The organism is Cellulomonas sp. NS3 (assembly GCF_024757985.1).
GTDB lineage: Bacteria > Actinomycetota > Actinomycetes > Actinomycetales > Cellulomonadaceae > Cellulomonas_A.
Window position 1 is genome coordinate 88,827 of the sequence record NZ_CP103289.1, and the last position, 16,514, is coordinate 105,340.

Here is a 16,514-nt window from a genome sequence, read left to right on the forward strand (position 1 = left end):
CGCGTGACCGAGCGCCCCCGCCGCTCCCTGCGCCCCGCACGGCTCGCCGTGCCGGTGGCCTGCGGGGGGCTGGCGGCTGTGCTCCTCGCCGCCGCGACCCTCCTGCACGCGGCCGACCCGACGGTCGCCGTCGGGGTGCCGGGGTTCGGCGCGCCGGCCTGGTGGTGGGCCGTCGCGGTCCTGACCGCCCAGGCCGGGGCGCTCGCCGCGCGGCCAGGCGCCACCCCCGGCGTGCTGGTCACGGTCGCCGCCGGGGTGCCCGCGCTCGCCGTCCTGGGGGAGGGCGTCGGCACGGCCCTCGTCGCGGTGCTGGTGGCGGCGTACGAGACCGCGGTCGACCACCGCCGCGGCCGCCCCCGGCCGGCGCTCGCCGTCGCGGCCGCCCTCGTCGCGGTCGGCGTCGCGGCGAGCGAGCACCTCATCGGCAGCGCCGCCCTGGTCCTGGTCGCCGCCGGAGCGCTCCAGGCGGTCGGTGCGGTCGGGCTCCCGGTCCTGGCCGCGACGGTCGTCGGCGCGCGCCGGGACGCGCGCGAGGCCCAGGCCGACACCCTCGCGGCGCTCACCCGGGAACGCGACGCGCTCGTGCAGGTCGCCGTGGAGCGCGAGCGCACGGCGATGGCACGCGAGCTGCACGACATCGCCGCCCACCACCTGTCCGGGATCGCCGTGATGACCGGCGCGATCGGCCGGCAGATCGACGTCGACCCCGCGGGGGCGAAGGTCGCGGTCGCGCAGGTCCGCGAGCAGAGCACCGCGATGCTGCGCGACCTGCGCAACCTCGTCGTCCTCCTGCGGGACACCGACGCGCCGGACGACGCGGACGGCTCCGTCCGGATGGAGACGGTCGCGGGCGTCGCCGAGCTCGTCGCGGGCGCGCGCGGCTCGGGGGTCGACGTGACCCTGCACCGTGCCGGGCCGGTCGACGAGCTCGCGGCCACGGGCTCCGTCGGGCCGCTCGCCCAGCTCGTCGTGTACCGGACGGTCCAGGAGGCGCTCGCGAACGCCGCCCGCCACGCGCCCGGGGCGACGTGCCAGGTGCGCCTCGATGCGCGGGACGGGGTCGCCCTCGTCGTCACCGTCCGCAACGACGCGCCGCCGGCCCGCGCCGCCGCCCCGCCGCACCCGCCCGGGTACGGGCTCGTCGGGATGCGGGAGCGCGCCGAGGTCACCGGGGCCACGCTCCGCTACGGTCCTCGTGCCGCCGGGGGGTGGGAGGTCCGCCTCGTCGTCCCCGCGGCGGACCGGACGACCACGGGAGGAGACGCGCCATGACGGGGAGCGGCACCGGCACCGGCACCGGCACCGGCACCGGCAGCGACGGCACGGCGCGGACCGTCCGGGTCGTCGTCGCGGACGACCAGCCGCTCGTCCGCGCCGGGCTGACGACGATGCTCGGCACCGAGCCGGACATCACCGTCGTCGGGCAGGCGGCCGACGGGGCGACCGCCGTCGAGCTGGCCCGCGCGCTGCGGCCCGACGTCGTGTGCATGGACATCCGCATGCCCGGCACCGACGGCATCACCGCGACGCGTGCGCTGTGCGGGCCCGACGTCGAGGACCCCGTGCCCGTCCTGATCCTCACGACGTTCGACGTGGACGAGTACCTGTTCGGTGCCCTGGAGGCGGGCGCGTCCGGCTTCCTGCTCAAGGACGCCGAGCCCCAGACGCTGATCGACGCGGTGCGGTCCGTCGCCGCCGGCCAGGGCATGCTCGCGAACGCCCTGACCAAGCGCGTGCTCCGGGAGGTCGTCACACGACGCCGGACGCAGCCCGTGACGGCGGCGCGCGCGACCGAGCTCCTGACGCCGCGCGAGCTCGACATCCTGCTGCTGCTGGCGCAGGGGATGTCCAACGAGGAGATCGCCGGCGCGCTCGTCCTCGAGGTGTCGACCATCAAGTCCCACCTGGCCCGCGCGATGCCCAAGCTCGGCGTGCGGTCGCGGCTCCAGGCGGTCGTCTGGGCCTACCAGAACGGGATCGTCGAGCTCGGCGGCTGACCGGCGCGGTTCCGGCCCTCGTCAGGGCGCCGCGGCGCCACCGTCGTCCGCGGGCACGTCGCCCGCCGCCTCGCCCGCGGTGCCCGCGTCGCGTCGCCGGCCGCGCTCGCCCGCGCGCCAGCTCGCCCGCGGGAGCCGCTGGACGATGCCGGGCCCGGTCGCCTCCGACCCGACGTGCAGCAGGTGCAGGTCGGTGGTGTGCGCCGGGTTGGCCGGCTGCGCGCGCACGAGCAGCACCGCACCGCGCCGGGGCCGCGCGTGCCAGAACCACGCGTCGCGCGACGCCCCCGCGGCCGTCTCGACGAGGCAGCGCGACCCGTGGTTCGCGGTGTGGTGGACGCGTCGCACGCGCACGAGCTCGATGCCCGGCGCCGTGCTGGCCGCAACCGCGTCGGCGTGGATCTCGGCGAGCTGGTCCCGGCGCGCGTCCCCGCCGAGCACCCACCACCGCCGCGGGCCGAGGCGCCACCACGTCCACCCCAGCGCCCCGAGCAGCGCGAGCAGCGCGACGCCCGTGAGCACGCCGAGGACGACGCGCAGCCATCCCGTCGCGAGCAGCGTCAGGACGAGCCCGACGCCCACGACCCGCGGCCCCCACCGGCGCGCGAGCCACAGGTGGTCGTCGGTGAGGCGGTCGTCGGTCGCGGCCACCACCACGCGCACCCGGGCGCCGTGCTGACGCAGCGCGGCGGCACCCGGCCCGACGGCGGCCCGCACGCGCGACGTCGACGACGCCGGGCGCGACCCGGCCGGGGTCGACGGCTCGGCGTCGGGTGCGGGCGGGGCCGGCTGGACGTTCTCCGGGCCGACTCCCGACGGCCGCGGGCGGAGCGCTCCGCGCGGTGCTCCAGGCCGCGCGCGCGTGCGCCACGACCCGGTGCTGCGCGGCGAGATCAGCCGGTCCGGGCGCCGCGGTCCCCACCCGGGCACGTGCGGCGTCGGGAACTGCTCGGGCGCCGGGTCCGCCTCGGGCCGTGCGGGGTGGCCGATGCGCGCGTCACCGTTGAGGTGCGGCTCGCCCGCCGCGGACGTGCCGCCCGGGATCGGTGCCCACGCCGGGGCGTCGTCGGTCCGCGGGGTGGGGGCCGGCACCTCACGCGTCGCGCACACGGGGCAGTGCACGCCCGGGCCGGGCGGGGCGCTCAGGACGTGGTGGCCGCAGCGCGGGCACGGGTAGGCCATGCGCGCACGGTAGTGCGCACCGGGCGGTTCGTCCCGGTTCGACACCGCCCGTCCGGCGCGTCCCGCGCGTCCGGCCGGGCACGGGCGCGTCCCGCCCGCGCCGTCCGCACGACCCAACGATCCGGGGTCCGGGCGCGTTGGTCATGGTGAGAGTGCTGTACGACGACAGCGCACGGTGCGGGCGCAGCCCCGCGGTCGCGGCCTGGTGGCGTCAGCGAGCCGAGGGGGCGCGAGCCGTCGCGCACCCCGCCCGAGCCCGGAGGTTTCGTCACATGACCAGCAGAGTCGTCCGTCACCGGGTGCGACGCGGTGCCGCCGTGGTGGCCGGGGCGGTGGCCGTCCTGTCCGCCGGGGTGCTCGCGACGCAGTGGGCGCTCGCGGCGTCCCCGACGAGCCCCGTCCCGGCCGCGTCGACCTCGCCGAGCGTGCCCGCGACACCCGCACCGACGGGGTCGCCGACACCCGCCGCGACGCCGTCGTCCACGCCCGCACCGACGCACGTGCCGGCACCGACCCCGACCGCCGTGACGCCGGCCGAGGTGCCGGTCGTCGTGCTCGGGCGCGGCGGCGCCGTCGACCACCTCGGCGTCGAGGCGGACGTGGACGCGGTCAGCGCGCACCTCACGCAGCTGTTCGGCGGGCCGCCCGAGGTCACGCCGCTCGGCCTCTGCCCCGGAGGGCACGGGCCCGGGAGCTACCTGCGGTGGGGGACCCTGTCGCTCCTGGTGAGCACCGACCGGGGCACGGTGATGGGTGCGGACGTCCGGGCCCCGCACCCGGAGGAGGACGCGCCGTGGCGCGCGGTCGACGTCCGGACGGCCGAGGGTGTGCGCGTCGGCGACCCGCTCGCCGCGGTCCGTGCCGCGCACCCGGACCTCCGCGTCCCGGGTAGCCGGACGGAGCCGGTCGCGACGCCGCCGTACTTCTCGGCCGTCGGTGGGTCCCCGGACTCGTACACGTTCGTCACCGCGGGGACCGACCCCGGGTCGCCCGTGACCGCCGTCGTGTCCGGGTGGGACTGCGGCGAGTGAGACGGTCGCCGGCCCCGTGCCGGTGGCGGCCGAGCGGCGACGGCACCGGGGCGCGGGCTCACGCGGAGGCGCGCCCGACGGACGCGGCGGCGACCCGCTCGAACGCGGCGACCATCGGGCGCGTCTCGCCCTCGCGGTGGACGAGGGCGACGTCGCTGCGGACACGGGCCTCGGGCAGCGCGAGGCAGCGGACGTCCGGGCCGGCGATCGTGCGCACGCACTCGGGGGCGATCGTGACGCCGAGCCCCGCGCCGACGAGGCGCAGGATCGTGAGCCAGTGGCTCGCCTCGTGCGCGACGACGGGCCGGAAGCCGCGCTCCTCGCACAGGCTCAGCGGCTTCTCGAACGCCCGCGCACCGGCGCTGCGGGGAGGTCCGACGAACGGGTCGTCGCGCAGCGCGAGCACCGACGCCTCGGTCGCACCCGCTGCGGGGTGGGTCGCGGGCACGACGGCGACGTAGGCCTCCGTGAGCAGCGGCGTGGTCACGAGGCCCGCCACGGGGTCGGGGTCGCGGACGACCCCCGCGTCGATGCTGCCGTCGAGCAGCCCGTCCACGACGCGGGTGGTGAACGACTCGTGCAGCCGCAGCTCGACGCCCGGGAGCTCGTCGAGGTGACGCCGGAGCACCTCGGGGAGCAGCGTCATCATCACGGACCCCACGTAGCCGAGGTGCAGCACGCCGGCCTCGCCGCGCCCGATCCGCCGGGCCTCGCCGACGTCGCGGTCGAGGTTGCGCAGCGTGCGCCGCGCGCGGTCGAGGAACGCGTCGCCGGCGGGGGTGGTCCGCACCGAGCGCGACGTGCGGGTCAGCAGGGGGCAGCCGACGGCGGCCTCGAGCTGGCGGATCGCCTGCGAGAGCGGCGGCTGGGCCATGTGCAGGCGCTGCGCGGCGCGGCCGAAGTGGAGCTCCTCGGCGACGGCGACGAAGTAGCGCAGGTGCCGGAGCTCGATGTCCATACGCCCAGCATCTCAGTCGAGACGAACAAGATCTTGGACGTGTCGCCGGGCACCCGCTGTGATGGAGCCATGGACCTCACGATCCGCCCGCTCGCGACCCCGGCCGACGCCGCGGCGTTCCGCACGCTCAACGAGGAGTGGATCGTCCGCCACTTCACGCTCGAGGACGAGGACCGGCGCCAGCTCGACGACCCGGTCGGCGTGATCGTCGACCCCGGCGGCGAGGTGCTCGTCGCCGAGCTCGACGGCCGCGTCGTCGGCTGCGTGGCCCTGCGCCCGGCCGCCGACGGCGTGTACGAGCTCTCGAAGATGGCGGTCGACCCCGCGCTGCGCGGTCGGGGCGTCGGGCGCCGGGTCATCACCGCCGCCGTCGAGCGCGCCCGGGAGCTCGGGGCGTCATCGCTGTTCCTCGGCAGCTCGACCCGCCTCGCACCGGCGGTCCGCCTCTACGAGTCGGTCGGCTTCACGCACGTGCCCCGCGAGGAGATCGACATGCCCTACGAGCGGGCGGACGTGTTCATGGTGCTGCGGCTGGTCCCGGAGCCGAGCCGCGTCAGCGCGTGAACGCCGCGTCGCGCTCCGTGAGCAGGTGCGCCGGTCCGGTCGCCCGCCGGACCACGTCGAGCGCGGCGTCCGGGTCGCACGCGGCGATGGCGCGCTACCAGGGCGGTCGGCCTACAGGCTCGTCGCCGTCCGCACGAGCCCCGCGACCCCGCGCGAGCGGCTGTGCGGCGGCCACGCGATCACGGTCGTCACAGCCGAAGCGTCCAGCACCGGGACGACCGCGACGTCGCCGCGCACGAGCACCCGGCCGGACTCCGGCACGATCGCGCACGCGCGGCCCAGCGCGATGAGCTGGACGAGCTGCGCGTGGTCGTGGGCCGGCGGCCCGGGCCCGTCGGCGTAGGTGCCGTCCGCGGCGGGCCAGCGCGGCAGCGGCAGCCCGGGCACGTCGGTCAGGTCGGCGAGGAGCAGGTGCGGGCGCGCGGTCAGCGGGTGCCCCGCGGGCAGCAGCGCGACCTGGCCCTCGGTGCGGAGCTCCTCGACGTCGAAGCCGGCGACGTCGTCGAAGGGCAGGTGCAGCAGCGCGACGTCGGCCCGGCCGTCGCGCAGCACGCGGGACTGCTCGCCGATGCCGCTCAGCAGCACCTCGACCGGGACGGCGTCGGGCTCGGCGGCGTACGCGTCGAGCAGCTTCGCGAGCAGCTCGGTCGACGCGCCGGCCTTGGTCGCGAGCACGACGCCGGGAGCCCCGGTCGTGGCGTGCGCGGCGCGGCGGGTGCGGCGCTCGGCGGCCTCGACCGCGTCGAGCACGGCGCGGCCCTCGTGCAGCAGCGCCTCGCCCGCCTCGGTCATCGTGACCGCACGGCTCGTGCGCTCGAGCAGCGTGACCCCGAGGCGGCGTTCGAGCTGGCGGATCGCGCGCGAGAGCGGCGGCTGCGCGATCCCGAGGCGCTCGGCCGCCCGCCCGAAGTGCAGCTCCTCGGCGACGGCGACGTAGTACCGCAGCTCGCGCGTCTCCATGCCGTCCAGCGTAACCACGCACGCGAGCATCGATACCGCCGGGGTATCGATCGCACCGAAGCGGTATTGGACCCCCCGGCACCCCGGCGCACAGGCTGGTCGGCATGAGCGAGAAGACGACAGCGCTGGTCACCGGCGCGAACAAGGGCATCGGGTACGAGATCGCAGCGGGCCTCGGGGCCCTCGGGTGGCGCGTCGGGGTCGGCGCGCGCGACGACCGCCGCCGCACGGACGCCGTCGAGAAGCTGCGGGCCGCGGGGGTGGACGCGTTCGGCGTCCCGCTCGACGTGACGGACGACGCGAGCGTGGCGGCCGCCGCCGCACAGCTCGAGGAGCGGGAGGGGCGGCTCGACGTGCTGGTGAACAACGCCGGGATCACCGGTGGGGCGCCGCAGGAGCCGACGACGATCGAGCCCGCGACCATCCGCGCGGTCGTCGAGACGAACGTCATCGGCGTCGTCCGCGTGACGAACGCGCTCCTGCCGCTGCTGCGCCGCTCGGCGTCCCCGCGCGTCGTGGTCATGTCGAGCAGCGTCGGCTCCCTGACGCTGCAGACCACGCCCGGCGCGGACACGGGCCCCATCTCCGCGGCGTACTCGCCGTCGAAGACGTTCCTCAACGCCGTCGTCGTGCAGTACGCCAAGGAGCTCGCGGGCACGAACGTCCTCATCAACGCGGCGTGCCCGGGCTACGTCGCGACCGACCTCAACGGCTTCCGCGGGACGCGCACGCCCGAGCAGGGGGCGCAGGTGGCGCTGCAGCTCGCGACGCTGCCCGACGACGGCCCGACCGGCGCCTACGTCAGCGACGCGGGCCCCATCCCCTGGTGAGGTCGGTGGCGGCGTGAGGCGGCCCGCTGTCCCGGCAGGCCCGGGGCGGCGGGCTAGCGGTCGGCGACGGGAGCCGCGTCGGCCGCCGGTGCCTCGTCGGCGTGCGCGACGTGCGCGAGCTGGCGCCACAGCAGCACGACGAACACCGCCGACCCCGCGAACGCGAACCAGAACGGCGCGGTCACGCCCCACCGCTCGGCGAGCAGCCCGCCGATCCCCGAGCCGACGACGAGCCCGCCGAACACCCCGATGAGGTGGACGCTCCCGACCCGGCCCTGCAGCGCCGTCGGCACGGCCCGCTGCCGCACCGTGACGGACGTCGTGCCCCAGACGAACGCGTGCGCCCCGAACACGAAGAAGATCGCGAGCGCGACCCACGCGGTCCGGGTCAGCGCGAGCGCGAGGTGCGTGAGCGTCTCGATCACGAGCCCGATCCGCATGAGGTCGCCGAGGCTGACGCGCCGGGTGATCCACCCGTACGAGAAGGTCCCCGCGAGCCCGCCGACCGCGCTGACGGTGGTCAGGAGCCCGAAGCCGACCTCGCCGAGCCCGAGCCGCTCGGTCGCGTAGAGCACGAGCACCGACCACGCGGCGCCGAACGTGACGTTGAAGATGAGGATCGTCAGGACGAGGGTCCGGACCGCCGCGTGGTGCGCGACCCACCGGAAGCCCTCGGCGATGTCGTGGCGCAGGTGCGTGCGGGCGGGCGCGTCGGCGGGGTCCCGCGCGGGCAGGACGACGCGCGAGACGAGCACCGCGCCGAGCAGCACCGCGACCGCCTGCGTGCCGAACGGGAGCACCGTCCCGGCCGCGAACAGCGCCGCGCCCAGCGGCGGCCCGGCGAGCTGGTTCATCGTGAGGAACGCGGTCTGGATGCGGGAGTTCGCGACGGCGAGGTCGTCCCGGTGCACGAGCGTCGGCACGAGGGTCCCCGACGCGTTGTCCGCGAACACCTCCGCCGTGCCGAGCAGGAACAGCGAGCTCAGCACGATCGCGATCGACACGTTCCCGGTCGCGATGACCGCCGCGAGGACCCCCAGCACGACGGCGCGCGCGCCGTCGACGCACACGACGATGAGCCGGCGGTCGAGCCGGTCGGTCAGCGCTCCCGCGAACAGCCCGAACAGCAGCGGGGGCAGCCACTGGAGCGTCGCGGCGAGGGCGACGAGCCGGGCGTCGTCCGTGAGCGACGCGACGAGCAGCGGCCCGGCGGCGAGCGCGAGCCCGTCGCCGAGGTTCGTCACGAAGGCCGAGCCGACGAGCCAGCGGAAGGGCACGCCGAGGCGCCCGGGCAGGACGGTCTCGACGAGGTGGCTCACAACTGCCAGATGCTAGGCGCCCGCACCGGCCCGGGTCGTGCTCATTGCGGTGTGCGGAGCACGATGCGGCGGACCTCGTCCAGGTCGCGCGCGAGGTGGGTGGCGCCGGCGGACGTCAGCTCGGTCGCGGTGCCGAAGCCGTGCAGGACGCCGATGGAGTCGACGCCGTTGTCCCGGGCGGCGTGCACGTCGTGCTCGCGGTCGCCGACCATCACGACCGTGGCCGGCGGTGCCGCGAGCTCGCGCAGGGCGGCGCGCAGGGTGACCTGCTTGGTGACGACCTCGTCGGGGGCACGTCCGTGGACCGTGTCCACGAGGTCGAGGAGCCCGGTGCTGCGCAGCGCCTCCTCGGCGAACGCCTGGATCTTCGCGGTGACGACGCCGACGCGCACGCCGGCCGCCGCGAGGTCGGAGAGGGCGTGGGCGGCGCCGGGGTACGGCCGGTACAGGGAGAGGCCCGCGTCGCGGTAGTGCTCCCGGTAGTGCGCGACGGCGCGCTCCACCTGGTCCGGTGGGAGGGCGTAGTAGTCGCGGAACGAGTGCTCGAGCGGCGGGCCGACGAACCGGCGCAGGGCGGCCTCGTCGTCCTCGGCGATGCCGAGCCGGGCCAGGGCGTGCCGGACGGCGTCGGTGATGCCGCTGCCGGGGTCGCACAGGGTCCCGTCGATGTCGAACAGCGCGGTCCCGTACATGCCGACCACGGTAGGGCGCGGCTCGGCGCACGACTCGGCGCGCGGCACCAGCGCGCCCGGGGAGTCCGTGGACCGGGCCGGCGCGTGAGGCGCGTCACCCTCCGTCGGCAATACCCCAGGGGGGGTATGGCGTTGCATCGGCGGATACCCCAGGGGGGTACACCCGTCCACGCCGGAAAAATCCTGATGGCCGACCACGTTGCTTCCCTCCGCGCCGGCGCCGGCGCCGGCACGGGCGCCCGGGCGACCCAGGCGCCCGCGCTCGGTACGGCCCTACTGGTGATCGCGACGACGTTCCCCACGGGCGCGGCCCGGAACAAGGCGATGGCGATCTACGCCGCGATGTCGGCGCTCGGCATCACGAGGGGCGTCGTCCTCGGTGGTCTCCTGACGGCCGCGCTGAGCTGGCGGTGGGTCCTGCTGATCAACGTGCCCATCGGTCTGGCGGTCCTGCTCGGCACGCGGACCCTGCGCGAAGGACAGCGCAGCTCCGGGTCGCTGAGCACGCTGGGCGCGGTCACCGGCACCGGGGGCGTGGCCGCTGCGGCCTACGCGTTCACCCGCGCCGGCGAGCACGGCTGGAGCGACCCGGGCACGCTCGGGGCGTTCGCCCTGGCCACCGTGCTGCTCGTCGCGTTCGTCGTCGCGCAGGCGCGTGGCCGCAACCCGCTGCTGCCGCTGCGCCTGCTCACCGAGCGCAACCGCGGCGGCGCCTACCTCGCCGTCCTGTTCATCGGCGGCAGGTTGATGGGCACCTTCTACCTGGCCACGCTCTTCCTGCAGCAGGTGATGGGCCTCGGACCGCTGCAGGCGGGCGCCGCCTCGCTCCCGTTCGGCGTCGGCATCGTCGTCGCCTCCGGCATCGGGTCCACGCTCGTCGAGCGGTTGCCGCCGCGGGTCATCGCGCTGCCCGGGCTCGCGCTCGCGATCGCCGACCTGCTCTGGCTGTCCGCCCTCGACCCTGGCGCCAGCTACTGGCGCGACCTGATGGTGCCCTTCTTCCTCGCCTCGGCCGGCCTGGGGCTGGCGTTCTTCCCCCTGACGTTGACGGTCGTGCACGGGGTCGACGACCGCGAGACCGGCGTGGCCTCGGCCGTCATGAACACCGCGCAGCAGGTCGGCGCCGCGATCGGCGTGGCCGTCCTGACCACCGTGGCCACCACGACGGCAGGGAACGGCCCGACGGACGCGGCGACGGACGCCCTCAGCCACGGGTACACCACCGCCTTCACCGCCCAGGCCGCTCTCCTGGCGGTCGCCGCACTGGTCGTCGGCGTGCTGGTCACCACCCGGACCCGCCAGCACAGCGCACCACCCACCACCCACCACCCCGAGGAGCAGCGATGAACCACACCGGCCCCACCCCGCGCCCGACCGGTCGGGCCCTGACGCGCCTGGCGATCTCCGCCACGCTGCACTGCCTCACCGGCTGCGCGATCGGCGAGATCCTGGGCATGGTCGTCGGGACCGCGCTCGGCTGGTCGGACGTGCAGACGATCGTGCTCGCCGTCGCCCTGGCGTTCGTGTTCGGCTACGCCTTCACCATCACCCCGGTCATGCGGTCCGGCCTGTCGCTGCGTGCCGCGATCCCCGTCGCCCTGGCCGCGGACACCGTCTCGATCACCGTGATGGAGGTCGTCGACAACGCGATCATGCTCGCCGTGCCCGGCGCGATGGACGCACACCTGGACAGCCGGCTGTTCTGGGGGGCGCTCGCCGTCGCGCTCGCGGTCGCCTTCGTGGTGACCGTCCCGGTGAACCGGTGGCTCATCGGCCGCGGCAAGGGCCACGCCGTCGTCCACCAGCTCCACGGCGCCGCGCACGGGACCGAGCACGCACACCACCACGCGCACTGACGGACGGCCCCCTCACGACACCTCCGCGAGCCGCCGGCGCAGGTACCGCCGCTCCGCGTCGTTCGTCACGCGCGTCAGCGCCGCGCGGTACGCCTCGGCCGACTCGGGACCCCGACCGGCCCGGCGCAGCAGGTCGGCGCGCGCCGCCGGGAGGTAGTGGTTGCCGTCGAGCCGCCCGGACGCGGCGAGCGCGTCGAGCAGCACGAGCCCGGCGTCGACCCCGTCGGCCATCGCGACCGCGACCGCCCGGCTGAGGTCGACGTACGGGGACGGTGCCCGGCGCGCGAGCTGCGCGTAGATCCCGGCGACCGCCGCCCAGTCGGTCGCCTCGGCGGTCGCGGCCGTCGCGTGCAGCACCGCGACCTCCGCCTGCAGCAGGTACGGCCCCGGCTCGGTGGTCAGCGTCCGGGCGCGCACCAGCACCTCGGTGGCGGCCGCCGCCTGGCCGGCGTCCCACCGCGTGCGGTCCTGCTCCTCGAGCGGCACGAGCTCGCCGCCGTCGTCGGTCCGGGCGTCGCGCCGGGCGTCGTGCGCGAGCTCGAGCGCGAGCAGGCCGAGCACCTCGGCGTCGCCCGGCACGAGCTCCGCGAGCACCCGCGTGAGCCGGATCGCCTCCGCGGACAGGTCCGCGCGCACCACGTCGGGCCCCTCGGTCGCCGAGTAGCCCTCCGTGAACAGCAGGTAGAGCACGGCGAGCACGCCGTCGAGCCGCTCGCCGAGCACCTCGTCGGCCGGCACCCGGTACGGGATGCCCGCCTGCGCGATCTTCTGCCGGGCCCGCACGAGCCGCTTGGTCATCGCGGCCTCGCCGACGCCGAACGCGCGCGCGATCTCCGGGACCGTGAGCCCGCACAGGGTCCGGAGCGTGAGCGCGACGCGTGCCTCGAGCGGGAGCGCGGGGTGGCAGCACGTGAAGATCAGCCGCAGCCGGTCGTCGGTCACGGCGCTCGCCTCACCGCTCTCCTCCGCGACGTGGCCGTGCAGCTCGAGCGCGTCCATCGCCGCCACCTCCCGGAGCTTGCGTGCCTCCGTGGTCGCACGCCGGAGACGGTCCAGCGCGCCGTTGCGTGCCGTCGTCGTGAGCCACGCGCCGGGCCGGTCGGGCACGCCGTCGACCGGCCACCGCCGCGCGGCCGCCACGAACGCGTCCTGCGCCGCGTCCTCGGCGAGCGCGAAGTCGCCGGTGAGCCGGATCAGGGTGGCGACGACGCGCCCCCACTCGGCGCTGAACGCCGAGGTGAGGGCCGCGTCGACGTCGGTCACTCCGCCCACAGCGGTCGGATCTCGATCGCGCCGAGCCGGGCCGACGGGTGCTTCGCGGCGACCTCGATCGCCTCGTCCAGGTCCGCGGCCTCGATGATCCCGATGCCGGCGACCTGCTCGGCGGCCTCGGCGTAGGGGCCGTGCACGACGAGGGTCTCGCCCTGCTGGACCCGCACCGTGCGGGTCTCCCCGGGGAGCCGGAGCCGGTAGCCGCCGCGGTCGACGCCGCGCCGCTGCATCTCCTCGACCCACGCGGTCGGGGGCGTCCGGTCGGGCTCGCGCGCGGGGGCGTCGGGGACGGCGGCGATCAGAAGCATGTACTGCATGGTTCCTCCTGGGGTGTGCGACGGGAAGGGGGTGTGCGACGGGACGGGGGTGCGGGTCCGGCTCAGAAGGGCCAGACCTCACGCACCTCGATCGACCCGAAGCGGGCGACGGGGTGCAGCGCGGCGATCTCGACGGCGCGGTCGATGCTCTCGGCCTCGATGAGGTCGTAGCCGGCGATGAGCTCCTTGTACTCGGCGAACGGGCCGTCGGCGACGAGCGTGCGCCCGTCGCGGACCCGGACCGTCGTGGCGGTCTCGACGTCGCGCAGACCGTTGCCCTCGAGACGCTTGCCGAGGCGCGGGACGTGCACGTCGACCCAGGCGTTCGGGTCGCTCTCGTCGGCGGTCGGGGTGGCATCGGGGTCGACGCGGACCAGCATCACGAACTGCATGGGGACCTCCTGGGTCGTGCGCCCTGGGTGGGGCGGCTGCGTACTGGCACGACGAACGGGATCCCGCGACGAGGACATCTCGGACGACGAGATCTCGGACGAGTTCTCTCGCGTCCTGTCGGGTCGTCACCGGACGGTCGTGAGCCGCGTCCGGACCGGCGGTGGTCCGCTCCGGACCGGTCCGTCCCACCGGACCACCGGCCGGAGGCCCCGCCCGCCCGGTCCGTCCCCGGGCCACGCCCGCGACCCGCCGCTAGGGTCGGCGCATGACCCGCCGCGCCGCGCCGCGTCGCCGCATGAGGTCCACCGCGGCGCGGACCCTGCACGGGCTCGTCGCCGGGATGGTGCTCGCGGGCGTCGTCGCGTTCGTCGAGCACCGGCTGGCCGCGACGCCGCGCGCCGTGCGGGACGGCTCCGGGGCGGTGGACCCCGGCGGGTCCGTGGACGCCGGGGCGCGGTGACCCGCGTGGCCCGGCACCCCTACCTCGACGACCCCTCCGGGTTCGTCGCTCTCGCGCACCGCGGGTTCGCGCCCGACGGCGGGGAGAACTCGCTCGCGGCGTTCTCGGCGGCCCGCGACCTCGGGTTCTGCTACGTCGAGACCGACGCGCACGCGACCGCCGACGGCGTCGCGGTGGCGCTGCACGACGCGACCCTCGACCGCACGACGGACGCCCGCGGCCGCGTCGGCGACCTGCCGTGGGCGACGGTCCGGCGCGCGCTCATCGGGGGCCGCGAGCCGGTCCCGCTGCTCGAGGACGTCCTCGGCACCTGGCCGGAGCTGCGGGTCAACGTCGACGTCAAGGACGTGCGTGCGGCCGCCCCGGTCGCCGCGGCCGTCGAGCGCACACGGGCGCACGACCGGGTCTGCGTCGCGTCGTTCTCCGCGGCGCGGCGCCGGGCGACCCTCGCGGCGCTGAGCCGTCCGGTCGCGACGTCCGCGGCGACGGGGGAGGTGGCGCGCTTCGTGGCGGCGCGCCGCACCGGGCTGCCCCGCGTGGCGGCCCGCGCGCTGCGGTCCGTGGACTGCCTCCAGGTCCCGGTCGCGCAGGGACGGGTGCGGGTCGTCGACGCCGGGACGGTCGCGGCGGCGCACGCCGCGGGTCGCCAGGTGCACGTGTGGACCGTGAACGACCCGGCGCAGATGCGCGCGCTGCTGGACCTCGGGGTCGACGGCCTCGTCACCGACCGGGCGGACCTCCTGCGCGACGTGCTGCGCGAGCGCGGCACCTGGCGCTGACCGGTCCCGAGCCGGCCCTGCCGCCACGTGGCCGGACCCCGGGACGTCGTTGTCCCGGGGTCCGGCCGGCGGCCGTCGTCGCCACCCGCGCGGGCGCACCCGGTGACCCGGGGCCCCGGTGGGGTGCCGACGGGGTCAGACGCGCGCGTACCGGGCGCGCGCGAAGGAGTACACGCCGAACGCCGCGAACCCGAGCGCGACGAGCGTCAGGAGGAGCTTGCCGAAGGGCGCCTCGAGCAGCGTGCGCAGCGCGCCGTCGAGACCCTGCGACTGCGCGGGGTCGTGGGTGACGGCGGCCGAGACGAGCAGCACGCCGACGATCGCGAGCGCGATGCCCCGGGCGACGTACCCGGCCTGCCCGGCGCGCACGACCCACGTCCCGGGGTGCCCGACGAGGTCGCGCAGGAACGTCTTCTTCCAGCCCTTGTGCAGGTGGTAGACGGCGATCGCGACGATGCCGACGCCGACCGCCCCGATGAGCACGAGCCCGAACGGCTGCTCCATGAGCGAGGCGGTCACGGACATGGACTGGTCCGAGCCGCCGCCCGAGCCCGAGCCGCGCGCGACGCCGAACGCGGTCCAGGCGAGCACGAGGTAGACGACGCCCTTGCCGGCGGCCTTGAGCCGGTCGCCGGTCTCCTGCAGCACGGCGGCCTCGGTGAGCTGCCACAGCCCGAGCAGCGCGAGCCCGACGACCATGACCCAGAGCGCCACGGAGCCCGGCCCGGTGCTCCCGAGGGTCTGGAGGGCGCCCGCCTGGCTGGCCTCCTGCGCGCCGGTCGACCACGCGAGCTGGAGCGCGACGAACGCGATGAGCAGGTGCAGGAGCCCGCTCGCGGCGTAGCCGAGGCGTGCGCCCTTCTCGAGGAGGCCGTGGTTGCCCGCTCCGGCTGCTGCAGAGCGCACTGACGTGTTCATGGCGCACACCTTGGCACCACCCGGGCCATCTCGCCTGGGCAGGCGTCCAGCAGCGGGTGAGAGTCCTCTCCTGGACGCACGGGCGCCCGCCCGGCGGCGCGGGTGCGCTGCCGGGCGGGCGGGTCGTCGTGCGGGGCTCGGGGCGCTCGGTGGGCGACCCGACGCGGGGTCAGGCGGCGGCGCCCCGCGTCGCCGCGGCGAGCGCGGCCTGCAGCCCGTCGGCGTCGAGGTCGGGGCCGTAGCCGGGGGTGCCGGGCTCGATGCGCCAGCTGTCGGCGAGCGTCCCGGCGTCGACCGCGTCGAAGCCCAGCTCGTCGAGCAGGGCACTGACCTGCGCCTTCGCGTCGTCGTGGTCCGAGGCGACGGCGAGCGCACGGCGACCGGGGGTGCCGGCAGGCGTGCTGCGCGAGCCGAGGTCCGCGGAGGTGATGTGGTTGAACGCCTTCACGACGGACGACTCCGGGAGGTGCTCCTGGAGGAGCGCGGAGCTCGTCGTCTCCTGCGCGTCGAGCTCGGGGATGTGGCCGTCGCGCTGCCAGTAGTAGTTGGTGGTGTCGATCACGACCTTGCCCGCGAGGGGCTCGACGGGGACGGTGCGGTAGGCCTCGAGCGGGATCGTCACGACGACGACGTCCCCGGCCTCCGCCGCCTCCTGCGCCGTGCCGGCACGTGCGCGGTCGCCGAGCTCCGCGACGAGGTCCGTGAGGGTCTCCGGGCCGCGCGAGTTGCTCACCACCACGTCGTACCCGTGCTCGACGGCGAGGCGCGCGAGCGTCCCGCCGATGTGTCCGCTGCCGATGAGTCCGATGGTCGTCATGGTGGCGTGAACCGTGGGCGACGCCGAGGTGTTCCCGGGTCCGCGCACGCGCGGCCGGGATCCGCTGGAGACCGCGCGTAAGCGCTTCGACGTCGTGTCGCGTTCATCCCTTTGTCGCTGGTTCGCCCCGGGATGCCTCTGCTACTGTCCGGACAGGTCACAGAGCCCT

General features: G+C 76.3%; 19 protein-coding genes. 9 read left to right on the plus strand and 10 right to left on the minus strand.

All coding sequences use genetic code 11. The annotated features are described in order from the left end of the window. The first annotated feature begins 3 nt into the window (after positions 1–3). Together NXY84_RS00420 and NXY84_RS00425 are read left to right on the plus strand one after the other, a co-directional pair. Positions 4–1,272, plus strand: a complete 1,269-nt coding sequence (locus tag NXY84_RS00420; RefSeq protein ID WP_258725185.1) for a sensor histidine kinase — start codon at positions 4–6, stop codon at positions 1,270–1,272. Then, on the plus strand, positions 1,269–1,997 hold the full coding sequence (locus NXY84_RS00425; RefSeq protein WP_258725186.1) for a response regulator: 729 nt from the start codon (positions 1,269–1,271) through the stop codon (positions 1,995–1,997). Before NXY84_RS00420 ends, NXY84_RS00425 begins: the two co-directional genes overlap by 4 nt. A 21-nt stretch (positions 1,998–2,018) precedes the next feature. Here NXY84_RS00425 and NXY84_RS00430 read toward each other — a convergent pair whose 3' ends face one another. After that, positions 2,019–3,179: a hypothetical protein gene (locus NXY84_RS00430; protein WP_258725187.1), complete on the minus strand. Its 1,161-nt coding sequence runs from the start codon at positions 3,177–3,179 to the stop codon at positions 2,019–2,021. Positions 3,180–3,451: 272 nt separating this feature from the next. On the opposite strand from NXY84_RS00430, the gene NXY84_RS00435 reads away from it, so the two are divergent. After that, positions 3,452–4,210: a hypothetical protein gene (locus NXY84_RS00435; RefSeq protein WP_258725188.1), complete on the plus strand. Its 759-nt coding sequence runs from the start codon at positions 3,452–3,454 to the stop codon at positions 4,208–4,210. Positions 4,211–4,268: 58 nt separating this feature from the next. Here the strand turns inward: NXY84_RS00435 and NXY84_RS00440 are convergent, their stop codons facing one another. Next, entirely contained in the window at positions 4,269–5,168 is a 900-nt protein-coding gene (locus tag NXY84_RS00440) for a LysR substrate-binding domain-containing protein (protein WP_258725189.1), read from the minus strand. 69 nt (positions 5,169–5,237) lie between these two features. On the opposite strand from NXY84_RS00440, the gene NXY84_RS00445 reads away from it, so the two are divergent. Next, positions 5,238–5,732, plus strand: coding sequence for a GNAT family N-acetyltransferase (locus NXY84_RS00445; RefSeq protein WP_258725191.1), 495 nt, complete (start codon positions 5,238–5,240; stop codon positions 5,730–5,732). A 111-nt stretch (positions 5,733–5,843) separates the two neighbouring features. Here NXY84_RS00445 and NXY84_RS00450 read toward each other — a convergent pair whose 3' ends face one another. After that, the gene (locus NXY84_RS00450; RefSeq protein WP_309485035.1) at positions 5,844–6,692 is read right to left on the minus strand and encodes a LysR family transcriptional regulator; all 849 of its coding nucleotides are present in this window, start codon (positions 6,690–6,692) and stop codon (positions 5,844–5,846) included. Positions 6,693–6,796: 104 nt separating this feature from the next. Here NXY84_RS00450 and NXY84_RS00460 point away from each other — a divergent pair, with 104 nt between their 5' ends. Next, on the plus strand, positions 6,797–7,522 hold the full coding sequence (locus NXY84_RS00460) for an SDR family NAD(P)-dependent oxidoreductase (protein WP_258725192.1): 726 nt from the start codon (positions 6,797–6,799) through the stop codon (positions 7,520–7,522). A 53-nt stretch (positions 7,523–7,575) separates the two neighbouring features. On the opposite strand, the gene NXY84_RS00465 is transcribed toward NXY84_RS00460, so the two are convergent. After that, positions 7,576–8,841 (minus strand): MFS transporter, encoded by a 1,266-nt coding sequence (locus NXY84_RS00465; RefSeq protein WP_258725193.1) that lies wholly within the window; start codon positions 8,839–8,841, stop codon positions 7,576–7,578. Positions 8,842–8,882: 41 nt separating this feature from the next. Next, positions 8,883–9,533: an HAD hydrolase-like protein gene (locus tag NXY84_RS00470; protein WP_258725194.1), complete on the minus strand. Its 651-nt coding sequence runs from the start codon at positions 9,531–9,533 to the stop codon at positions 8,883–8,885. Between the two features lie 186 nt (positions 9,534–9,719). Here NXY84_RS00470 and NXY84_RS00475 point away from each other — a divergent pair, with 186 nt between their 5' ends. Beyond that, positions 9,720–10,880, plus strand: a complete 1,161-nt coding sequence (locus tag NXY84_RS00475; RefSeq protein WP_258725195.1) for an MFS transporter — start codon at positions 9,720–9,722, stop codon at positions 10,878–10,880. Next, a complete protein-coding gene (locus NXY84_RS00480) occupies positions 10,877–11,389 on the plus strand; it encodes a DUF4396 domain-containing protein (protein ID WP_258725197.1) in 513 nt (170 codons plus the stop codon). Before NXY84_RS00475 ends, NXY84_RS00480 begins: the two co-directional genes overlap by 4 nt. 12 nt (positions 11,390–11,401) lie before the next feature. Here NXY84_RS00480 and NXY84_RS00485 read toward each other — a convergent pair whose 3' ends face one another. From NXY84_RS00485 to NXY84_RS00495, 3 genes are all read right to left on the minus strand, one after another. After that, positions 11,402–12,661, minus strand: coding sequence for an RNA polymerase sigma factor (locus tag NXY84_RS00485; RefSeq protein ID WP_309485036.1), 1,260 nt, complete (start codon positions 12,659–12,661; stop codon positions 11,402–11,404). Next, the gene (locus tag NXY84_RS00490; protein WP_258725198.1) at positions 12,649–12,978 is read right to left on the minus strand and encodes a YciI family protein; all 330 of its coding nucleotides are present in this window, start codon (positions 12,976–12,978) and stop codon (positions 12,649–12,651) included. The genes NXY84_RS00485 and NXY84_RS00490 overlap by 13 nt, the downstream gene beginning before the upstream one ends. Positions 12,979–13,040: 62 nt before the next feature. Beyond that, on the minus strand, positions 13,041–13,370 hold the full coding sequence (locus tag NXY84_RS00495; RefSeq protein ID WP_258725199.1) for a YciI family protein: 330 nt from the start codon (positions 13,368–13,370) through the stop codon (positions 13,041–13,043). A gap of 266 nt (positions 13,371–13,636) precedes the next feature. Between NXY84_RS00495 and NXY84_RS00500 the strand changes: the two genes are divergently transcribed. Then, positions 13,637–13,831 carry a hypothetical protein gene (locus NXY84_RS00500; RefSeq protein WP_258725201.1) on the plus strand — a complete coding sequence of 65 codons (195 nt, stop codon included), beginning with the start codon at positions 13,637–13,639 and terminating at the stop codon, positions 13,829–13,831. Then, entirely contained in the window at positions 13,828–14,610 is a 783-nt protein-coding gene (locus tag NXY84_RS00505; protein ID WP_396126354.1) for a glycerophosphodiester phosphodiesterase family protein, read from the plus strand. The genes NXY84_RS00500 and NXY84_RS00505 overlap by 4 nt, the downstream gene beginning before the upstream one ends. A 135-nt stretch (positions 14,611–14,745) precedes the next feature. Here NXY84_RS00505 and NXY84_RS00510 read toward each other — a convergent pair whose 3' ends face one another. Together NXY84_RS00510 and NXY84_RS00515 are read right to left on the minus strand one after the other, a co-directional pair. After that, positions 14,746–15,528 (minus strand): DUF1206 domain-containing protein, encoded by a 783-nt coding sequence (locus NXY84_RS00510; protein WP_258725204.1) that lies wholly within the window; start codon positions 15,526–15,528, stop codon positions 14,746–14,748. A gap of 169 nt (positions 15,529–15,697) precedes the next feature. Further along, on the minus strand, positions 15,698–16,345 hold the full coding sequence (locus NXY84_RS00515; RefSeq protein ID WP_258725205.1) for an NADPH-dependent F420 reductase: 648 nt from the start codon (positions 16,343–16,345) through the stop codon (positions 15,698–15,700). Between the last annotated feature and the right edge of the window lie 169 nt (positions 16,346–16,514).

Bases quoted from the DNA above. Each gene is read 5' to 3' on its own strand.
- NXY84_RS00425 (WP_258725186.1), top strand. From the start codon at position 1,269: ATGACGGGGAGCGGCACCGGCACCGGCACCGGCACCGGCACCGGCAGC.
- NXY84_RS00430 (WP_258725187.1), bottom strand. From the start codon at position 3,179: ATGGCCTACCCGTGCCCGCGCTGCGGCCACCACGTCCTGAGCGCCCCG.
- NXY84_RS00435 (WP_258725188.1), top strand. From the start codon at position 3,452: ATGACCAGCAGAGTCGTCCGTCACCGGGTGCGACGCGGTGCCGCCGTG.
- NXY84_RS00440 (WP_258725189.1), bottom strand. From the start codon at position 5,168: ATGGACATCGAGCTCCGGCACCTGCGCTACTTCGTCGCCGTCGCCGAG.
- NXY84_RS00445 (WP_258725191.1), top strand. From the start codon at position 5,238: ATGGACCTCACGATCCGCCCGCTCGCGACCCCGGCCGACGCCGCGGCG.
- NXY84_RS00450 (WP_309485035.1), bottom strand. From the start codon at position 6,692: ATGGAGACGCGCGAGCTGCGGTACTACGTCGCCGTCGCCGAGGAGCTG.
- NXY84_RS00460 (WP_258725192.1), top strand. From the start codon at position 6,797: ATGAGCGAGAAGACGACAGCGCTGGTCACCGGCGCGAACAAGGGCATC.
- NXY84_RS00470 (WP_258725194.1), bottom strand. From the start codon at position 9,533: ATGTACGGGACCGCGCTGTTCGACATCGACGGGACCCTGTGCGACCCC.
- NXY84_RS00475 (WP_258725195.1), top strand. From the start codon at position 9,720: ATGGCCGACCACGTTGCTTCCCTCCGCGCCGGCGCCGGCGCCGGCACG.
- NXY84_RS00480 (WP_258725197.1), top strand. From the start codon at position 10,877: ATGAACCACACCGGCCCCACCCCGCGCCCGACCGGTCGGGCCCTGACG.
- NXY84_RS00490 (WP_258725198.1), bottom strand. From the start codon at position 12,978: ATGCAGTACATGCTTCTGATCGCCGCCGTCCCCGACGCCCCCGCGCGC.
- NXY84_RS00495 (WP_258725199.1), bottom strand. From the start codon at position 13,370: ATGCAGTTCGTGATGCTGGTCCGCGTCGACCCCGATGCCACCCCGACC.
- NXY84_RS00500 (WP_258725201.1), top strand. From the start codon at position 13,637: ATGACCCGCCGCGCCGCGCCGCGTCGCCGCATGAGGTCCACCGCGGCG.
- NXY84_RS00510 (WP_258725204.1), bottom strand. From the start codon at position 15,528: ATGAACACGTCAGTGCGCTCTGCAGCAGCCGGAGCGGGCAACCACGGC.
- NXY84_RS00515 (WP_258725205.1), bottom strand. From the start codon at position 16,345: ATGACGACCATCGGACTCATCGGCAGCGGACACATCGGCGGGACGCTC.